The sequence below is a fragment of the Pseudomonas sp. FP603 genome, from assembly GCF_030687415.1.
Classification (GTDB): Bacteria; Pseudomonadota; Gammaproteobacteria; order Pseudomonadales; family Pseudomonadaceae; genus Aquipseudomonas; species Aquipseudomonas wuhanensis.
Map to the genome: position 1 here is coordinate 4,650,876 of NZ_CP117431.1, position 16,777 is coordinate 4,667,652.

10 protein-coding genes and 10 pseudogenes are annotated in these 16,777 nt (G+C 58.6%); 14 read left to right on the top strand and 6 right to left on the bottom strand.

The features are described from left to right. The first annotated feature begins 294 nt into the window (after positions 1-294). The 5 genes from PSH65_RS21445 (at position 295) to PSH65_RS21465 (ending at position 5,392) form a co-directional block, all read left to right on the top strand. Complete coding sequence (locus PSH65_RS21445) at positions 295-606, top strand: hypothetical protein (protein ID WP_305422239.1); 312 nt, start codon at positions 295-297, stop codon at positions 604-606. 51 nt (positions 607-657) lie between these two features. Then, a complete protein-coding gene (locus PSH65_RS21450) occupies positions 658-1,671 on the top strand; it encodes a hypothetical protein (protein WP_305422241.1) in 1,014 nt (337 codons plus the stop codon). A 56-nt stretch (positions 1,672-1,727) separates the two neighbouring features. After that, on the top strand, positions 1,728-2,360 hold the full coding sequence (locus PSH65_RS21455; RefSeq protein WP_305422242.1) for a hypothetical protein: 633 nt from the start codon (positions 1,728-1,730) through the stop codon (positions 2,358-2,360). 7 nt (positions 2,361-2,367) lie between these two features. After that, on the top strand, positions 2,368-3,174 hold the full coding sequence (locus PSH65_RS21460) for a hypothetical protein (RefSeq protein WP_305422243.1): 807 nt from the start codon (positions 2,368-2,370) through the stop codon (positions 3,172-3,174). Between the two features lie 700 nt (positions 3,175-3,874). Further along, positions 3,875-5,392, top strand: coding sequence for a hypothetical protein (locus PSH65_RS21465; RefSeq protein WP_305422244.1), 1,518 nt, complete (start codon positions 3,875-3,877; stop codon positions 5,390-5,392). A gap of 61 nt (positions 5,393-5,453) precedes the next feature. Here the strand turns inward: PSH65_RS21465 and PSH65_RS21470 are convergent. Then, a pseudogene (locus PSH65_RS21470) lies at positions 5,454-5,625 on the bottom strand (IS3 family transposase); the annotation flags it as partial. Positions 5,626-5,642: 17 nt separating this feature from the next. On the opposite strand from PSH65_RS21470, the pseudogene PSH65_RS21475 reads away from it, so the two are divergent. Beyond that, a pseudogene (locus PSH65_RS21475) lies at positions 5,643-5,834 on the top strand (IS481 family transposase); the annotation flags it as partial. Positions 5,835-5,890: 56 nt separating this feature from the next. Beyond that, positions 5,891-6,243 (top strand): annotated as a pseudogene (locus PSH65_RS21480) (transposase); the annotation flags it as partial. A gap of 8 nt (positions 6,244-6,251) precedes the next feature. On the opposite strand, the pseudogene PSH65_RS21485 reads toward PSH65_RS21480, so the two are convergent. Beyond that, positions 6,252-6,566, bottom strand: a pseudogene (locus PSH65_RS21485) (integrase core domain-containing protein); the annotation flags it as partial. A gap of 115 nt (positions 6,567-6,681) precedes the next feature. Between PSH65_RS21485 and PSH65_RS31920 the strand changes: the two are divergent. Beyond that, a complete protein-coding gene (locus PSH65_RS31920; RefSeq protein ID WP_370694713.1) occupies positions 6,682-7,143 on the top strand; it encodes an MBL fold metallo-hydrolase in 462 nt (153 codons plus the stop codon). On the opposite strand, the pseudogene PSH65_RS21495 reads toward PSH65_RS31920, so the two are convergent. Together PSH65_RS21495 and PSH65_RS21500 are read right to left on the bottom strand one after the other, a co-directional pair. Then, positions 7,029-8,052 (bottom strand): annotated as a pseudogene (locus PSH65_RS21495) (IS91 family transposase); the annotation flags it as partial. The gene PSH65_RS31920 and the pseudogene PSH65_RS21495 sit on opposite strands and share 115 nt — an antisense overlap. 293 nt (positions 8,053-8,345) lie before the next feature. Next, positions 8,346-8,705 (bottom strand): annotated as a pseudogene (locus tag PSH65_RS21500) (transposase); the annotation flags it as partial. A gap of 162 nt (positions 8,706-8,867) precedes the next feature. Here PSH65_RS21500 and PSH65_RS21505 point away from each other — a divergent pair. The 3 genes and pseudogenes from PSH65_RS21505 to PSH65_RS21515 form a co-directional block, all read left to right on the top strand. Then, a pseudogene (locus tag PSH65_RS21505) lies at positions 8,868-9,278 on the top strand (transposase); the annotation flags it as partial. A 696-nt stretch (positions 9,279-9,974) separates the two neighbouring features. Continuing rightward, positions 9,975-10,703 (top strand): hypothetical protein, encoded by a 729-nt coding sequence (locus PSH65_RS21510; protein WP_305422246.1) that lies wholly within the window; start codon positions 9,975-9,977, stop codon positions 10,701-10,703. A gap of 795 nt (positions 10,704-11,498) precedes the next feature. Next, positions 11,499-12,041: a hypothetical protein gene (locus PSH65_RS21515; RefSeq protein ID WP_305422247.1), complete on the top strand. Its 543-nt coding sequence runs from the start codon at positions 11,499-11,501 to the stop codon at positions 12,039-12,041. A 164-nt stretch (positions 12,042-12,205) separates the two neighbouring features. Here the strand turns inward: PSH65_RS21515 and PSH65_RS21520 are convergent. Continuing rightward, positions 12,206-12,824 (bottom strand): annotated as a pseudogene (locus tag PSH65_RS21520) (transposase); the annotation flags it as partial. A gap of 2 nt (positions 12,825-12,826) precedes the next feature. On the opposite strand from PSH65_RS21520, the pseudogene PSH65_RS21525 reads away from it, so the two are divergent. After that, a pseudogene (locus PSH65_RS21525) lies at positions 12,827-13,641 on the top strand (IS3 family transposase); the annotation flags it as partial. Between the two features lie 48 nt (positions 13,642-13,689). Here PSH65_RS21525 and PSH65_RS21530 read toward each other — a convergent pair. Beyond that, positions 13,690-15,000 (bottom strand): hypothetical protein, encoded by a 1,311-nt coding sequence (locus tag PSH65_RS21530; protein WP_305422248.1) that lies wholly within the window; start codon positions 14,998-15,000, stop codon positions 13,690-13,692. 299 nt (positions 15,001-15,299) lie between these two features. Between PSH65_RS21530 and PSH65_RS21535 the strand changes: the two are divergent. Next, positions 15,300-15,984, top strand: a pseudogene (locus PSH65_RS21535) (IS21 family transposase); the annotation flags it as partial. After that, the gene (istB, locus tag PSH65_RS21540) at positions 15,923-16,621 is read left to right on the top strand and encodes an IS21-like element helper ATPase IstB (RefSeq protein ID WP_305427033.1); all 699 of its coding nucleotides are present in this window, start codon (positions 15,923-15,925) and stop codon (positions 16,619-16,621) included. The pseudogene PSH65_RS21535 and the gene istB, both read left to right, overlap by 62 nt. The last annotated feature ends 156 nt before the right edge of the window (positions 16,622-16,777 follow it).

A 16,777-nucleotide genomic window follows, 5' to 3' on the forward strand; every position in this document is an offset into this window, starting at 1 on the left:
CGCGCAAATGCTCCCGAGCGAGCGCCGCTCCACAAGGGGTTTCGTCAACCAATACCTACAAGGACTACATCACCGATGGTGCGTTCAATCTCTCCCCCACCCGTGACGTCTCACCCGGTCTCAACGGAGCCGTTAGCCGGCACCTCGGCGAGCGGCCCAGCTATCTCACCTCAGGCATTCTCTCCCCAGGCACGACCCGAAACCGCTGACCGAGCGACTCTCCAAGAGGAGCCGATTAAGCAGGCTACGTTTGCCTCCATAGGGCTGTTGGCCCTGCCACCGGAACTGCTGCAAATGATCGTCGGCAACCTGTCCACCGGACTTGTGGGCGATCCGCTCAAGACCGCGTGGCAGGTGCATCAGCTCCAAAGGACTCATCCTGTGCTTAAGAGCGCGATCAATGGCTATCAGTCGCTGACCGCCCACCATGCCCCGCTGAAAAAGTTGAAAGCAGTGTTCAACACGAGCATGAAGAAAGTGCCAGCCGACCAGATGACACCCCGCATGTTGTTGCTCATGGGGCCTGATCAACGACGCGAGCAGGTGGAGAACTGCCTCAAAATGACTGGCAAACTGCAGCAATCCTTGATGATCCGGCTAATCTAGGAGATAGCGGCGTTCGAGACGCGCGAACAGGCCAAACTCATCGAGGCCATCGTGGATCTGACAGATCCCAAGCAGAAGTCCGCAGCCATCGCATGTGCAGGCCCACTGCTAGCCGTGCTTGAGCGCTCCCAGCGCACGGAATTGTTTAAGGCCACGATGAACCTGAACATCGAGGATGCTGGTGATGCCCTTGGTGGATTGGCCGTTGGACTGGCTTCCCTGGAGCCCATGCAGCGCAGGTCAGTCATTGAGGCGATACTCAGCTTGAATCATGAGGATGACGCAACCTTCCTAATGATCCTGGGCCGCGTGCTGACGTTAATTGAATCGGACCAGCGCGAATCGATTGTGACCGCCAGTCTGTCCTTCATCAACGAGGAGGATAGAGCCGAGGCGATCGCAGGCTTGGGGTGCGGGCTGGAAGTGCTCACCCCTTTGCAACGAAAACGGTTGTTCGAGGCCGGTGTCCAACTCATAGAGCAAAGTCACTGGGCAGTGGCAATGGCAGGTCTGAGCCACGGGTTCAAATTCATGCCCGAGGACTTGAAAAAATTGATAGTTCAACGGACATGTCAAGAGGAGGACAGAGAGATCCAGTCGACCATGGTGGACGGGCTGAGTACCAGCCTGGAACACCTTGAAACAGAGCAGCGGCTCAACCTGGTCGCGGTGGCTCTGACAATTGAAGCCAGTGACGACCAGGACATTGCCATTGCAGGACTGTGCGGCAAGTTGGAGTGTTTCGAGGCACTCGAGCAATCAGCGCTATTCGAATCGGCGATGGAATTGGCCGGGCAAGAAGCTACGCAGTCCATCCTGACGCTGACAGGCAAAATTGCACTGCTCAATGAATTGCAGAGGGATAAACTCATTAAGGTCGCCTTACAGCTAGAGGGCTACGAACAGGCTAACGTCCTGGGGGCCTTGGGCAATGCGTTGCCATTGTTGACCCCTAAGCATCAAGAAACTGTGTTGGAAGCAGCGAGCTTGCTGGAAGAGCCCGGATATCAGGCTCACGCGCTCGCTGGCCTGGTCTTAGGGACCGTCCAGATCCGTCCCGCCTGAAGTACTCACGCTCGTTGGAATTGAGCCGATCCCGTTAATTTGAGAATTCATGCTGCATGAGCCTGTTAATTAGCCCTTCCTCGCCAGTGCCATTTGCAACCGAACCCCAGGGTTCAATCGCAGCCCTGCCTGCCGCACCATTCGAATCCTCCCCATGCCCGACATCGCCGCCCGGCGCGCGCAGGAACAGCCAGGGCGATTGGATCAAGCCCGCCCAGGTTTCAGAAAAAACCTGCTTGCCCCATCCCGCCCTGACCGAGGCACCTGACCCTATCGGGAAAAACTTCGGTGAACTCCCGGTCGAATTAGCCAGGAAAATTTTCCAGAAAGTCGCCACCCCCGATGAAGGCGACTCGTTGGGAGGCTACTGTCGTCTAAAACCCCTACTGACTACGTCAAAAACATTCGCAGCTGTGATCAAGGGTGACATCTTGCTCACCTCGCACCATGCCTTCCTGGAAAGGCTGACCAAGGAATTCTATTCGGTTGTCGCGCGTATGCCCCCGCATGAGTTCACTGACTATATGATCGCGCTTATACCCCCTACAGAGCGCAAAGAGTTAGTCACGCTCATCTTGGACATGACCGATCCGGAAGAGAAAGCTGAGGGGGCTGAAAAACCTGTGCGAAGGATGGGTCTCTCTGAACAACCAAGACGTACAAAAAGTGATCTGTGCTGTCTTCGATGAGCCCGACATGAGTCTCAAAGTTTCGTACATGTTGTCACTAGCTGTAAACAAGGCGCCTTTGACTCTAAAACAACACAATGACCAGCTAAAATATGCAATGGGCCTGTCTAATCCTTATTACAAGGACACTGCACTTGCAGCCGTCGGCGCCGGGTGGTCCGTCTACACGCCCGACCAACAATCGGACCTTTTTGAGGCCGTGCTCGCCATGCTGACACCCAACGATGCGGTAGGCCTCCAGATCATGGCAATGAGTGGACTTGGGATGGTACTCGAACATATTGGAGAGGCACAGCGTACCGAGCTTGTCAACAAAAGCCTCGCGCTGGAGGCCCCCATATCCAAGGCAGGAGCGATCACCAGTCTTTCCCCAAGGCTGCACGTTCTCACACCGTCACAGCGTAACGCTTTTGTCACCCACACCCTTAAGATGGATAGTGAAAGCGCGGGATGGGCGATCTGTGGGTTGGGTGTAAGGTCAGACTGCCTGACCGTGCGGCAGCGTAATGACTTGGTCGACTACACCCTGCAAATGCCTCCTGACTCAACACAGGTCGCAGCCTTAAAGGGCTTGGCCGAAGGATTCGAGTTTCTGACCCCCTCCCAGCGGATCCAGCTTGTCGAGGCCGCTGTCATTTTGGCCGATAGCACTGAGCGATCCAGTGTCATTGAAGCAATGGGCGCCGGACTTGCCTTCATCCAGAACGAGCAGCGTGATCAGCTATTCAAGGCGACCTTGCAGCTACGCGACCCGCTGGAACAGGCCATTGCACTGGCGGGTCTCGCCCGCGGCCTGCCCCTTGCGAACGGTTAACAGCTCCAGAGACCACAAGGAATATTCCTAGTGATGAAACTCTCCATTCGTACTGATGGTGGGAATACTACTCACACATCGCCCCGCTGCTGCCGTCAGCACTGGCAGACCTCGCGCAAGGTTAGCCTATCGTGAACGGCTAACACGTTCAGTTATCCGCGCGGGGCCGCCTGACCCTGATGGCACTCTCACACATATGGATGCGCCATCCACGGTCGGCTGCAGAGAAAGGTTAGGCCGTGGGCAAAGGACACTCGGTTTGACATTTATTTGATCCAGCAATGGGTGATGCCCTGGCATCCCTGAAGCCAAGACAGCATAACCACCTGATCGATGCGTAGTCTTGACTCTTCATTCTAAGCCATATCCCGCGGTGGTAACCGGCGACGCTCGAAAAGTTCGGGCTGTCGGCCCAGCGTAGCCCATTAGCTCTGCAAGGAAACCGTCTCGCATGCTGCTCCCTACCCACTCATCACCCTTTACGCCTCAAATTCTGGCTTCCGAGGGGCCAATGCCAGCACCCCCGACTGCGCAGAGCCCTCCCCACCAGACACAGCCAGCAATGCCTCGGGCGCGCTTACCTAGCCCTTTAATCCAAGGTGGCAACCCCAGCCTGAGAACCACACTGACAGCACTCAGGCTACACAAAGCCGTCCCTGACCAGATCAGTTTCGGTGATATGCCCTCGGAAATCGGCGACATGATCATCGCGCATGTCGCTGCAGATTGCCCACAAACGGCCGTCCGCGACCTGGAGCGACTTGCTGATACCAGCCGGCATTTGCGCCAGATACTCACGGTGGACGGCACCTTCGCCCCTCACTTCAAACTACTCAAAAGCCTGGTGAGCACCTTCAATGGCATTCTCAGCAAAGAACGACTTTCTCCGTTAGCCATCAGCTCCACGTTGCCGATGATGCCCCCCAAACAGCGCCACCAGGTGGTTGAACGCATCCAGAATGAGTTGATCACGGATATGGTTCCTGTGCCCGGAGGCACGCCACCGCGTACGCTCAAACTCGCTATGTTGCAGTCCATCGGTCACCAGCTGACGCTCTTCACACCAGCTGATCGGATGACCTTGGTAGATGAAGTGTGTCGCTTACCAAATTTTGCTGAAAGCGGCTTTGCGATCGGCGCAATGGGCACGCAAAGCAGCCAGCTTGAGCTTGCGGAGCACGATAAGCTGCTCGCTGCGGCCTTTGCGCTGGCCGATCGCAGTAAGCCTCCAGCCATACTGGGATTGATAACGGGGCTGGCGGCCTTGAATTCAGACCAGCGCCTGATGCTGCTGGGGGCGGCACTCGCCGCTGATCCTGAACATTTAAAAACACTGTACCTGTGCTCTCTGGGTCGAAAAGCCGGAGATCTAGATAAAACGCTGCACCCCCTGTTACTCAATGCGGGCCTTGGTTTGTCAGCCAATCACAGAGCGTACTTCGTCAGGGACTGCGCGCATGGTCTGGCATCCTTTACGCCGAACCAGCAGCAACGCTTGATTGATGCCGCCTGCCAGTTCGAAGAAGGCGCACATGGCACCACCGCGCTCAGTGGATTCGGTGCTTCGTTGAAGGATATCAGCCTGGATCAACGCGCCCAACTCATCGATGCGACCTTGAAGTTAGACCAGCACGCAACTATCGGTGTGGCGATTCAGGGAATGTGCGCAGGGATGGCCAGCCTCGACAGCACGCAACAAGATGCACTGGTCAGCGCAGCCTGTCGCATGGGCGCAAATGAGAACAAAGCGACGACCCTGAGGAGTCTTGGCTCAACGGTCGGGACTTTAGAACATTCGCAACACCAGCGCATCATCAACGCTGTATTTGCCCTTCCCACGGCTAAACTCCAAGCCAGCGCGCTGACCGGTCTGTGCGCGCAGCTTAAAGCACTCAACGTTGAGCAAAGGGCATCACTGGTCAACCGTGTCCTGAACTTAGAAGACCAACTTACCAAAGCTTTGCTGCTCGTAAGCATGGTCCCATCCATTGCATTTTTACCCTTCGAAACGCATCGGCGATTAGTCGATGCCGTAAAAGCCATTACAGACGAACCGATAAAACGTTGGGTCATGGGAGAACTGACTCATGCAATCATGTCCTTTGAGCCAGAGCTGCAACAAGAACTGATCGACATTATATTCGCGCAGCCTGCAAATGAGGTACAAGCGAGCAACATTGCCGAACTGGCGCGGGCATTGAAGCCGAAAGCCTTCTGATTGGAAGCTCCGGGCCAGCCAATAAATGGCGGGCCTTTACGCGCCATCAGAAAGAACTCCCGGGGCGTTGGCTATGGCCCCGGTGTTGCTTGTTGCCCCGACGCACGCAACACGCGATAAAACGTCGCCTCCGATGCCAGAAAGTGTTCTTGATCGGCCAGGCGCGGCACGATCTGGGTCGGCGGCAGATGGGCGCACTCAGAACTATTACACAGTGTCACAATCGCCTGTTGACGCCTGCTATTATTCCGTGGCACTGCCACGTCTCCCTTTCAATGCCGAAGCGCACGAGTATCACTTTCCCAGCGCTATTACCGCCAAGCTTGCCATTGCCGATGAACTCGCGCAGCCGTTATCCAAACTCTCAACCGAGAATCAAGCTTTCATCCACCAAGTGCTGAATGAAACGCTGACACGCCGTGTTGTCCTGGAGCGCATCAGGGAGCGGCGGCAAAAACTGAGTGCAACACCTGACCTTTCCGGTACGGTGCAGCCCCTATGTCTTATTCCGAACTCAGCGTTGAAGAGCGCGCCACCATTCAAATCGGTCATGCCCAAGGCTTCAGCCTGCGTAGGATTGCCTGCTTGATCACCCGATCCCCTTCGACCATCAGCCGGGAGCTGCGCCGCAATCGAGATGCCTGCGGCGGCTACTCGGCCCGTGTGGCCCAGCAGCAGATGCAGGCCCGCCGCCAGGTTTGTCGACCGATGCGAAAGTTGTTGCCGGGTAGCGAGCGCTTCGAGCTGGTGGCCCATATGTTGCGTGAGCGTTTGTCTCCCGAGCAGATTGCCGGCAAGCTGCGCAGCATGAACATTCCCAGAGCCTCAGAGATGCCTACGTCTGTCGCGAGTGTAGTGGTCAACTAATTCCGGACACGACGTTAAGTTTTTCTTCGGCCCGAGCTGGCGCCAGCCCGCCATTGAATTGATGGGGGCGAACCCAGTTGTACCGATGCATCAAGAAGTGGCTGATATCGCGCTGGGCTTCTTGAGCTGTTCTGTAGCCCGTGGTCGGTATCCATTCCGTTTTCAAGCTGCGGAACACGCGCTCCATTGGCGCGTTGTCCCAGCAATTTCCTCGGCGACTCATGCTCTGGCGCATGCGATAACGCCACAATCGCTGACGAAATAGCCGGCTTGCGTATTGGGCGGATTCAACCGGTCGTCGCAACACCTTTGATCGAGGTGTTTATGGGGCGGCCTGCAGGCTGGATGCAAAAGTTGACGGGGCGTGGAGCGATGCGTTCGCCAGGTGCGCCGTCACTTCGTAATGAAATCGAGCGGCTGTTCTGGAAACAAATCGCAACCGGGATCACAAGCGAAAAGGCAGCAGAGACTACTGGCGTACCCATGCTCACGCCGACCACACACGAGGCGATCATGCATTCCGCCAGGCGGGTGCCCAGGTCGTCGGACTGCGGCTTGACGATGTAGCGCAGTTTTTTGGCATTCCTCAGGCGAATCAGGGCACGGGCGCAGTTGACCTCGGCGACCGGAGGATTGTCGTCTTCACCATTCCAGGCCATGAACCCTCGCACGTAGCCTTCCACGATCCGCGAACCGGCTATCTGTTCACTGGCGACACCTTCTATCCTGACCGGCTCTATGTTCCTCGCGCCAACTTCGCGTCATATCAGGCCATCTGTGCGAAATACAGCTTTGGCGTCGGCCCCGGCTTTGCCACCTTCAGGGCTTCGTATACCTGCGGCAGGTATTTCCCACACACCCGGTTGGCCAGAAAGCCGAAATAGCGGATCATCCGGAAATGCTTCTGCGGGATGTGCTGCACCACACGGCGCAGCATGTCGGCCTGGCTCAGCGACTCCTGCTGATAGGTCTGCGTGCGGTGATTCAAGTACGTAAAGCTCAACGTCGTGCCCGATGTGTAATGCGCCAACCGGCTGCCCGAGATCGGAGGCTTCTTCAGGTAACGACCCAGGTAATTCACGGTCTTTCGCCCGTTTTCCGTCTTCTTCGACCGGTAGATATGCCAGTGTTGGCCGCCCGCAGTGAGCACCAGGCGGCGCCAGTCGCTTTCGCAGGTGATGTGCGCTAATTCCGGCGGCAACACGAGCTGGCCCCATTGCTCCAAGAGGTAGTTGCGCACATTCCACATCCAGCGCCGGCGCATCGCCTTTTCATGAAACGCCAGATTTTTCCAGACGCCCTGCCCCTCCAGGCCACCAGCGGTCGCCGAGAGGTGCACGTGAGGGTGCCAGTTGAGCCGCCGACCGTAGGTGTGGAGCGCGCCAAACAGCCCGACGCGCAAGCCTCGCCGCCTGGCGGCATACAACAGGTTGTCCGCCGCCAGGCGGCACAGCGCATCGAGCAGAGCACGGTTGTGAAAGAACACTGGCCACAGCGTGTCGGGCAGCGTAAACACCAGGTGGTACCAGGCGCAGTCGGGCAAGCGGTTGTGTTGGACGGCGATCCACTGATCGGTGGCTTTTTTGCCGCACGACGGACAGGCTCGGCAGTGGCAGGTGTTGCACCGGTATTTGACGTGCGGGCAGTGCCCATCGCCGCAGGTGCAGTGCTTCACGCCCAGGATCGAGGTGCCGCTGGCCAGCATTTTGCTCACCGATTCCACTTCGATGGCGTAGACCGCTGCCCTCCAGCAACCCTGGCCAGCCGCCGTTGGCCGTGAACAGGTTTTTCAAAGGCGGGGTTTGAAGCCAGCGGACCGGCTGGAACGGGCTATGGAGTGGCGTCGAGCGGTTAGGACAGTGCCCCTCACGTCAGCGGGCCATCCAGACTATTGTGGTCCACGCGCGGCCTGCAGCAGGGCATCGATGCGCGCGCTACTTGCCCCCAATCCGGCGGCGTGCAGGGCGCTGGCGACGCCCCTGCGAGTTCTTAACGATCCGTCGTCGTTATGCAGGTGCGCGTTGATTTGCTCATCCGTAGCACCGGGCCGTGTTGTCGGCTTACTTGCGTCGGTGCCATCAATAGCGAACTGGCCCTTGCGGATCATGTGAATCAGTTCGATTCCGGCGAGCACGCAGTTGGCGCACCGGAACGATTTGAAGTTGAGCATCGGCCTGGTCACCCGCTTGATGGCGCGATGGTCCTGCTCGACGATGTTGTTGAGGTATTTAACCTGGCGCACCAGAATGAGCACGTTGCGAGCGGTGTTGATCGCATCGATTGCGGCCTTTTTAGCGCCGCTCTTGTCCATCGCGACCTTATCCGGCTCGCCGTTCGCTTTAATGGCCTTGTCGAAGAAGCGCCTGGCCGCAGCCATGTCGCGCTTTGCCGTCAGCAGGAAATCGACGGTCTTGCCGTGCTTGTCGACGGCGCGGTAGAGGTACTTGGGGTCGCTTCAGAAAACGGAATTTAAAGAACTAGGCAGCCTGCGGCTGCAAATCGCCCGTTCTTGCTATCGCATAGCATCAGGAAAACCGAGTTGCCCATCAGAGCTACCACGGGGCTGCGCTTTGTCATGGCAGCTGTAATCGATCATCATAAAGCCCACCTACCGCCCGAAAACACTCACCTGCAAAGCGAAAATGACTGGCGACACTTGATACTCAACGCCGGCGGCCAGCATTGGCACGTCTATGTGTCGAAGAGGACGGCAAACGGGCGAAAGACGGTGAATTACCTGGGCCGTCACCTGAAAAAACCGCCGATCTCGGGCAGCCGCCTGGCGCATTACACCTCCAGTGCGACGTTGAGCTTCACCTACCTGGATCACCGCACGCAGACCTACCAGGAGGAGTCGCTGAGCCAGACGGACATGCTGCGCCGGGTGGTGCAGCACATCCCGGAAAAGCACTTTCGGATGATTCGGTATTTTGGTTTTCTGGCTAATCGGGTGTGTGGTCAGCAGTTACCACGGGTTTACGAAGCGTTGAAGATGGAGGCGCGCGGCAAAGCGCCCAAGAGGGCAGCCTACGGCTGCAAATGGGTCCGTGCCCACTTCACAGCCATGTTGCCTGGCCCGCGTGTTCCCCCGCCCGCCTTCGGAACCCCCTAAGCCCTTGTGACCACCTACTCGGATCCAGGTCGTTTCGTGCGGCCGATTCAATCACTCAGAACAGGCCCAGACCACCATGGATCCCCTCCGATCAGGTAGCCCTTCCCAGCACTACACCGCATCAGTCAATTCCGCTCACCCCCCAGAAGCGTCGGGCTCTCAGGCTCAGCCTGTCCATCCCGGTAGAATTTCTCTTTCCCGATTGAGCCTCAATGCGGGCCTGGCTTTAGATCAGGTTGTAACCCAGCCCAACCTCGATCATCAACGTGTTGCATCGCTGGTACGCAACGCTCTACAGGACGACTCTTTTCGGCTTCAATCTACCAGCGGTATGGAGGCTACCTATCAGGCGTCGGTCAGCCCACCAGTGGGTGGCAATCCTATGAGCATTGCCAATTTAACCAGGCCGAGTTAACCATCAACACGCGATTAAACGATCAATCCCAATACGACATCGTTAGCGCTAATTTGCGTGACCTTTCGGGAGCTATATCCGTAAACCTGCCCGGCCCTCCGCCTGCCTCGGCACACGCGGAAGCGTCCTCTGCCAGCGGGCAACAGCCATCTCCCAGCCAACTGGCCGCGCAATCCTCACGGGGTCAGTTGACCCAGGCCCTGATTACAAAAAGCAGTACTCAGAACTTTTCCGGTGCACCGCTGCCGTCGGGCGCTTCGGTCAGTACCCAGTCCATGGTCTTTTCCCACGACGGCTCGGCCGGCACCTCAACAGGCGTTCCCGGGCCTAGCCGGAACCGGCCCGCTCATGCGGTAAGCAGCGCACCCTACCAGGCGCCCTCCCTGTCCTCTCGGTCGGGGGCAGCGTCCGAAGGCCAGCCGCCAAAACGGCGAGGCGCCACGGATAATCAGATCTCCGCGCACCTGCACAACGACGACGGGTCGTTGAGAACTCGCAGGGGCGTCACCAGCGCCCTGCGCGCCGCCGGATTGGGGGCAGATCAGGGGCGCATCGCGGCCCAGCTGCAGGCCGCCGGGGGGGCACGGCACCTGCGCGGCGCCACGGATGCTCAGATCGACGCGCACCTGCACAACACCGACGGGTCGTTGAGAACTCAAAGGGCCGTCGCCAGCGCCCTGCACGCCGCCGGATTGGGGGCAGGTAACGGGCGCATCGTGCCGGCGCTGCGGCAGGCCGCCGGGGGGGCACGGCTCCGGCCCGGCGCCACGGATGAGCAGATCAACGCGCACCTGCGCAACGACGACGGGGCGTTGAGAGGTCGTGACCAAGTCGCCAGCGCCCTGCACGCCGCCGGATTGGGGGCAAGTAGCCCGCGCATCGATGCCCAGCTGCAGGCCGCGCGTGGACCGCAATAATCTAGATAACCCACTTGCGTCCAATTATTTTTAATCATTTTACGTTTGCTAAGCCACTCACAAGACGTAGACATGCGTCTTGTGCGTGAGTTCTTAGACTAGCTCTACGTATTTGGACACCCCCAGCACTTCGCAGGAACAACTATATGCACCCCCTATCGCCTTACTCACCCAGTTACGTTTACCCTATGCCGGACATGGAACAATCTCGTAACTTGCCACAAAATGCACCGTCACAAGCGACCCACACGGGCGCACGCCCTGCGGCAAATAGGCTGGATATCTTTCAGAAAATTGCGCAGCTAGAAGGACAAAGAGCGTCCCTGGCCAACATGGACGGCGCAGTTGATCGGCAGATGATAACCTGAAGCGTCAGCTGCCAAACGAACCGGTGCCAGGTGAGGATGCAGGCTTCCATTCCAATGTCCCTGATCCTGAATCAACCCCTGCGATGGCCGCCCCCTCGGCAAGCCAGGCAACGAGGGCGAGCTCTTCCACATGCGGGGGTAAAAAGCGAAGGCCCTGCCTCGCTATGGTCAAGCATCCTCTGTCTTAAGCGGACAACAACCATCGATTTCCAGCTATCAAGCCGCGCAATCTTCACGGGGCCAGCGGGCACCAGCCACGATGGGGCAAAACAATCCTCGGAATTCAGGTCCGCTGCTGCCGTCGAGTGCCTCGGTCAGTACACGGGGCATGGCCTTTTCCCACGATGGCTCGGCCGGCGCCTCGACAGGTGTTCCCGGGTCTAGCCGGAACCGGCCCGCTCATGCGGTAAGCAGCGCACCCTACCAGGTGCCCTCCCTGTCCTCTCGGTCGGGGGCAGCGTCCGAAGGCCAGCCGCCAAAACGGCGAGGCGCCACGGATAATCAGATCACCGCGCACCTGCGCAACGACGACGGGTCGTTGAGAACTCAAACTGACGTCATCAGCGCCCTGCACGCCGTCGGATTGGGGGCAGGTAACGCGCGCATCGTGTCGGCGCTGCGGCAGGCCGCCGGGGGGGCACGGAAACTGCGCGGCGCCACGGATGAGCAGATCACCGCGCACCTGCACAACACCGACGGGTCGTTGAGAACTCACAAGGACGTCGCCAGCGCCCTGCACGCCGCCGGGTTGGGGGCAAGTAACGCGCGCATCGCGGCCCAGCTGCAGGCCGCCGGGGGGGCACGGAAACTGCGCGGCGCCACGGATGAGCAGATCACCGCGCACCTGCACAACACCGACGGGTCGTTGAGAACTCACAAGGACGTCGCCAGCGCCCTGCACGCCGCCGGACTGGAGGCAAGTAGGGCGCGCATCGATGCCCGGCTGCAGGCCGCGCGTGGACCGCAATAATCTAGATAACCCACTTGCGTCCAATTATTTTTAATCATTTTACGTTTGCTAAGCCACTCACAAGACGTAGACATGCGTCTTGTGCGTGAGTTCTTAGACTAGCTCTACGTATTTGGACACCCCCAGCACTTCGCAGGAACAACTATATGCACCCCCTAACGGTCTTGATCGGCCAGTATTGGCACGATCTGGCTGGGTGGCAGGCTGACAAATGGTGGGCTGTTGCAGACCTCTAAAATGGCGCAGCGCTCCTGCTCATTCAGGGCATTGAGTGGTCGTGGGTGTAGCATGGTGGTGCGTATATCGGCCTGCATTACAGGCCTCAGCGCCCAGCGTTGCAGGCTGCGCAGCGACAGCCCTGTCGCTTCCCCAGAAGGCATTCATCTTTTTTCGCAGCACCAGGATCGCAGCGGTTTCTGTCAGCGCCTTATCCTTGCGGCGTAGGTCGCGCTCCAGCTCGGCAATGCGTTTTTTATCGGCACGCGCTTGCTCTCGCTCGAGCTGACGTTGCGCCTGAGCTGACAGCTGGCCAGTGATGCAGGCTTGACGCTAAGCGGCTATTTGCTCTGGGTACAGGCCCTTGCTGCGACAGTATTCGCTGAGCTCGATTTCGCTCAATGTGGCCGTATGCAATACCGCTGCGAACTTGGCTTCAGCCGACCAGCTATCGGCACTGTTTTTATCTCCGGGCACCACGGCGCCTCCTGCTTTGAGCTTGGAGCGCCAAGCATACAGGGTGGCTGGGGAGATGCCTTCTTGACGCGACAACTCGGCCACGGACATGTTTTGTCAGCCTGCCACCCAGCCAGATTGTGCCAATACTGGCCGATCAAGACCGTTACCTGCCTCAGAGTCGACCTTTTATCGCGTCCTCAAAGCGGCTAATCAGCAGCACCGTCGTGGCCGCAGCCATGCACCGCACAAACATGCATCGCCGACGACTCACCGTGCCGCCACCGCCAATCAGGTTTGGTCTTGGGACATTACCTACCTTCCCTCGCCAGTGCGTGGAAAGTATTACTACCTGTATTTGATTGAGGACATTTACAGCCGTAAGGCCGTGGGCTGGGAGGTTTACGAGCAAGAAAGCGGCGAGCGGGCGGCTGAACTAATGGAGCGCACGGTACTTGCCGAACGCTTTGCGGGGCGGCCCTTGGTGCTGCACTCGGACAACGGCGCGCCGATGAAATCGGTGACGTTGCTGAGCAAACTGTACGACTTGGGCATCACTCCCTCACGGGGACGACCACGGGTCAGCAACGATAATCCCTACTCGGAGTCGCTGTTTAGAACCCTGAAATATTGCCCGCAATGGCCGACTGGCGGCTTTGAAAATTTGGACGCAGCACGGATCTGGGTACGTGATTTTATCCTCTGGTACAACCACCAGCACCGCCATAGCCGCATCCGCTTCGTAACCCCGGCTTAACGTCATCGCGGTGAAGATAAACAGGTCTTGGCCAAGCGCCATGTGCTGTATCAGCAAGCTCGTAATCAACACCCACATCGCTGGTCAGGTGAGACGCGTAATTGGCAGCCCATCGGGGCTGTCACGCTTAACCCGGAAAGGGAGTTGCCAGTACTGAAAGTAGCCGCATAAAACACAGCTGACGCGACAACTACCTTGCAAAACACCGACATCAACGATCTAAGTTTCGACGGTTGAAGGACTTGGAGACGGTGATTTTACGGCCAATGCTTCGAAGTGGCCGCCCATGTCCAGAATGAACCCTTCTTTGGCATCTGGGTGCTTTGAGCCCTGTATCTCATCGAGAACGTGCCCAGGCAGCACCTGAATCACATGGATACGCACTTGCTCATTGGGCGGCTTACCAAAGTTGAGGTTGTCCACGAATCGCTTTGCCAGCGTGCCGCTCGCCAGCACCATTTGGTCTGGCTCTTCCTCGCCGCCCTCCCTCGCTATACGGAAACTTTCGATAACATCCGCATCGGGTATCCCTTGGGGTCGCTTACCGCTGGCCATTGCTGAGATCTGCTGAGCGGAGATAAAAAAACAGTTGTTCTTTTGCTGGGTAGTTTTGCCGTCGTTCGAAAGCCTTTGAAAGTCCACACCGAACGCTTCGTCGTATTGTTGCGCCGTCGCGGTTCGGGCCTGGGTCAGTGCTGTCAGCTGCTCTAGAAAACCGCCTTGAGCAGCAGTTCTGGGGGACAAGTGCGCTTGCAAGTCGAGTTCTAACCTGTGGGCAAGGTTTGCCAGGCGCGGTTTCGCCCGCCCATAGGCTTCGGCGGTCGCCCGCGCGTGGCTTGCAAAAGGAAGGTTGGGGAACGCGTTCGCGCGCGCCTCCTGGGCGGTGCGGGGGAAGTTATCGGCTCGGGGCGGCGGGCCATTCGGCGGCGGTGCACTGTTACTTGGGGTGTAGGCGGGTTGCTGAGGCATGCCCGGCGGCCGTGTAGGCATAGTAGTACCCTGCTGTGTACGAGCCTTTTTAAACCCCTCGGTAGCGATGCGGCTCAAGCTTGACCTGCTGGCAAGGAATGCGGTGCGAGCTTGCCTTGCAGCTACGGTATCCTTGGGGGGGCGCGCAGCGGCACCGGCAAACGCCTCGGCAACGGATTTCCCCAGCGAAAGCAGTACCTTGCCGGCTTTGTCACTGATGCCGAGGAAGCTCATGACGGTAGGGTTGGCAGCCTCGCGCTCATAGCTGACCTTGTCCGCCCCAAGGGCGGACCCGTCCATTCGAAACGAGCCGCCCGAATCGCTATGCTCGACATCTCTTGCGCCTCTTCCACTTTGGAACGTATCCATCACAGTGGAGAGGATCTTCGAAGTGAAGTCGCTCGGGCCTGCCTTATGCTGTTCAAGAAGTGAATTTTTTACTTGCAGCGCCTTCTTGCCAGCAATATTTCTAGCCACATTTATCGTAGAACCGACCTTTGTCATATCAAACTGACGCAATGCCGTTCTCATCGCGGGAAATGCTGAGGTAGAAATGTTCATTAGGTGAGTAACCGAGCCGTGATGACCCTTGAGTGGTGATTAGCAGCTTTAAGTTCCTGTGATTGAAGGCAAGAGGGCAGCCTGCGGCTGCAAATTGGTGCCAGTTTTGCTTGAGAGGGTATCGAATGTGCCATCGAAAACCACCGATTACCTCGCGCTCACATGCCAGACAGCTTTAAACACCGGCCTTTGAAAAATATGTTCACGGCCAACGGTTGCTGGGCAGGTTTGCTTAAGGCCGGGGTTTGAAGCCGGCGGGCATGGAGCGTTGGGCAATGACCGTTAGGAGTTCTCCGCTTCATGAGGTGGTGACCTTCAAGCGCTGCAAGGTCAACATCGACTACCACGTCGAAGTGAATGGCGGCTTCTACAGCGTGCCCTCGGCGCTCGCGCGGCAAAGCGTCGACGCCCGAGTGAGCGCCCATACCGTCGAAATCCTGCATGGACACCGGCGAGTGGCCAGCCACCTGTTGCTCCCGCGGCGCGGCGCCTACAGCACCCAGAGCGAACACATGCCTGCCTCGCACAAGGCCCATCGCGACTGGACACCCCAGCGCCTGCTCGACTGGGGCGAACGGATCGGCCCGCACGTCCGGCAGATCGTCGAACATCAACTGACCCACAAACCCCATCCGGAGATGGGCTACCGCTCCTGCCTGGGCCTGCTCTCGCTGACCCGTCAGTACGGCAACGAGCGCCTTGAAGCGGCGGCATCGCGCCGTCCAGCTGCGCGCGCTCAACAGCCGCACCGTGCGCAACCTGCTCAAGCAAGGCCTTGACCAGCACCTGCTGCCCAAGGCCACCGCTGTACATCCCGCCCGCCACGAGAACGTGCGCGGTGCTGACTATTACACCCAAAAGGAGCTGTTCAATGATGACGCAACACACGCTTAATCAGTTGCACCACCTGCGGCTCAGCGGCATGGCCACTGCGCTGGAAGAGCAATGGACACTGCCGACCTGCCACAGCTTGAGCTTCGATGATCGGCTCGGTCTGCTGCTTGACCGCAAACTGGCCTGGCGCGACAACAAACGCCTGGAGCGACTGCGCAAACACGCCAAGCTCAACTACGCCGGTGCCTGCCTGGAAGACCTCGACCGCCGTCCGGGCAGAGGCCTGGACGAGCGTCAGCTTGCGACTCTGGCCAGCGGTGACTGGATCCGCCAACAGCACAACCTGTTGCTGACCGGCCCAACCGGCGTCGGCAAAACCTGGCTCGCCTGCGCCCTGGGCAATCAGGCCTGCCGCCAAGGCTACAGCACGCTGTACCTGCGCACACCGCGCCTGCTGGAACAACTGCGGATCGCCCATGGCGACGGCAGCTTAAGCCGCACGCTGCAACAACTGGCCAAAGTCGACGTGCTGATTTTGGACGACTGGGCCCTGGCCCCGCTGGAAGACAACGCCCGGCACGACCTGCTGGAAGTGATCGACGACCGCGCCGGCTCGCGGTCAACGGTACTGACCAGCCAACTGCCGGTTGATCATTGGCACGGCTGGATCAACGACCCGACAGTGGCCGACGCCTTACTGGATCGGCTGGTGCACAGCGCGTATCGAATCGTGATGAAGGGCGAGCCGCTGCGACGTAAAAAGACGGAAGAAGAAGCGGCATCGTGACCGATGCGGTTAGAATTTAGACCCCGCGCAATCGGGTGGAGGAACCGGTCACGTTGTTAGCGAAATGACCGGTCACGATGAGCGAAATACGCATCCGCGACCAGCCTTGTGGAGTCGCTTGGTCAGATGGCGTTAAAACGAATGGGGCGGCGGGTT

Bases quoted from the DNA above. Each gene is read 5' to 3' on its own strand.
- PSH65_RS21445 (WP_305422239.1), top strand. From the start codon at position 295: ATGATCGTCGGCAACCTGTCCACCGGACTTGTGGGCGATCCGCTCAAG.
- PSH65_RS21460 (WP_305422243.1), top strand. From the start codon at position 2,368: ATGAGTCTCAAAGTTTCGTACATGTTGTCACTAGCTGTAAACAAGGCG.
- PSH65_RS21530 (WP_305422248.1), bottom strand. From the start codon at position 15,000: ATGAACATTTCTACCTCAGCATTTCCCGCGATGAGAACGGCATTGCGT.
- PSH65_RS21465 (WP_305422244.1), top strand. From the start codon at position 3,875: ATGATCATCGCGCATGTCGCTGCAGATTGCCCACAAACGGCCGTCCGC.
- istB (WP_305427033.1), top strand. From the start codon at position 15,923: ATGGCCACTGCGCTGGAAGAGCAATGGACACTGCCGACCTGCCACAGC.
- PSH65_RS21455 (WP_305422242.1), top strand. From the start codon at position 1,728: ATGAGCCTGTTAATTAGCCCTTCCTCGCCAGTGCCATTTGCAACCGAA.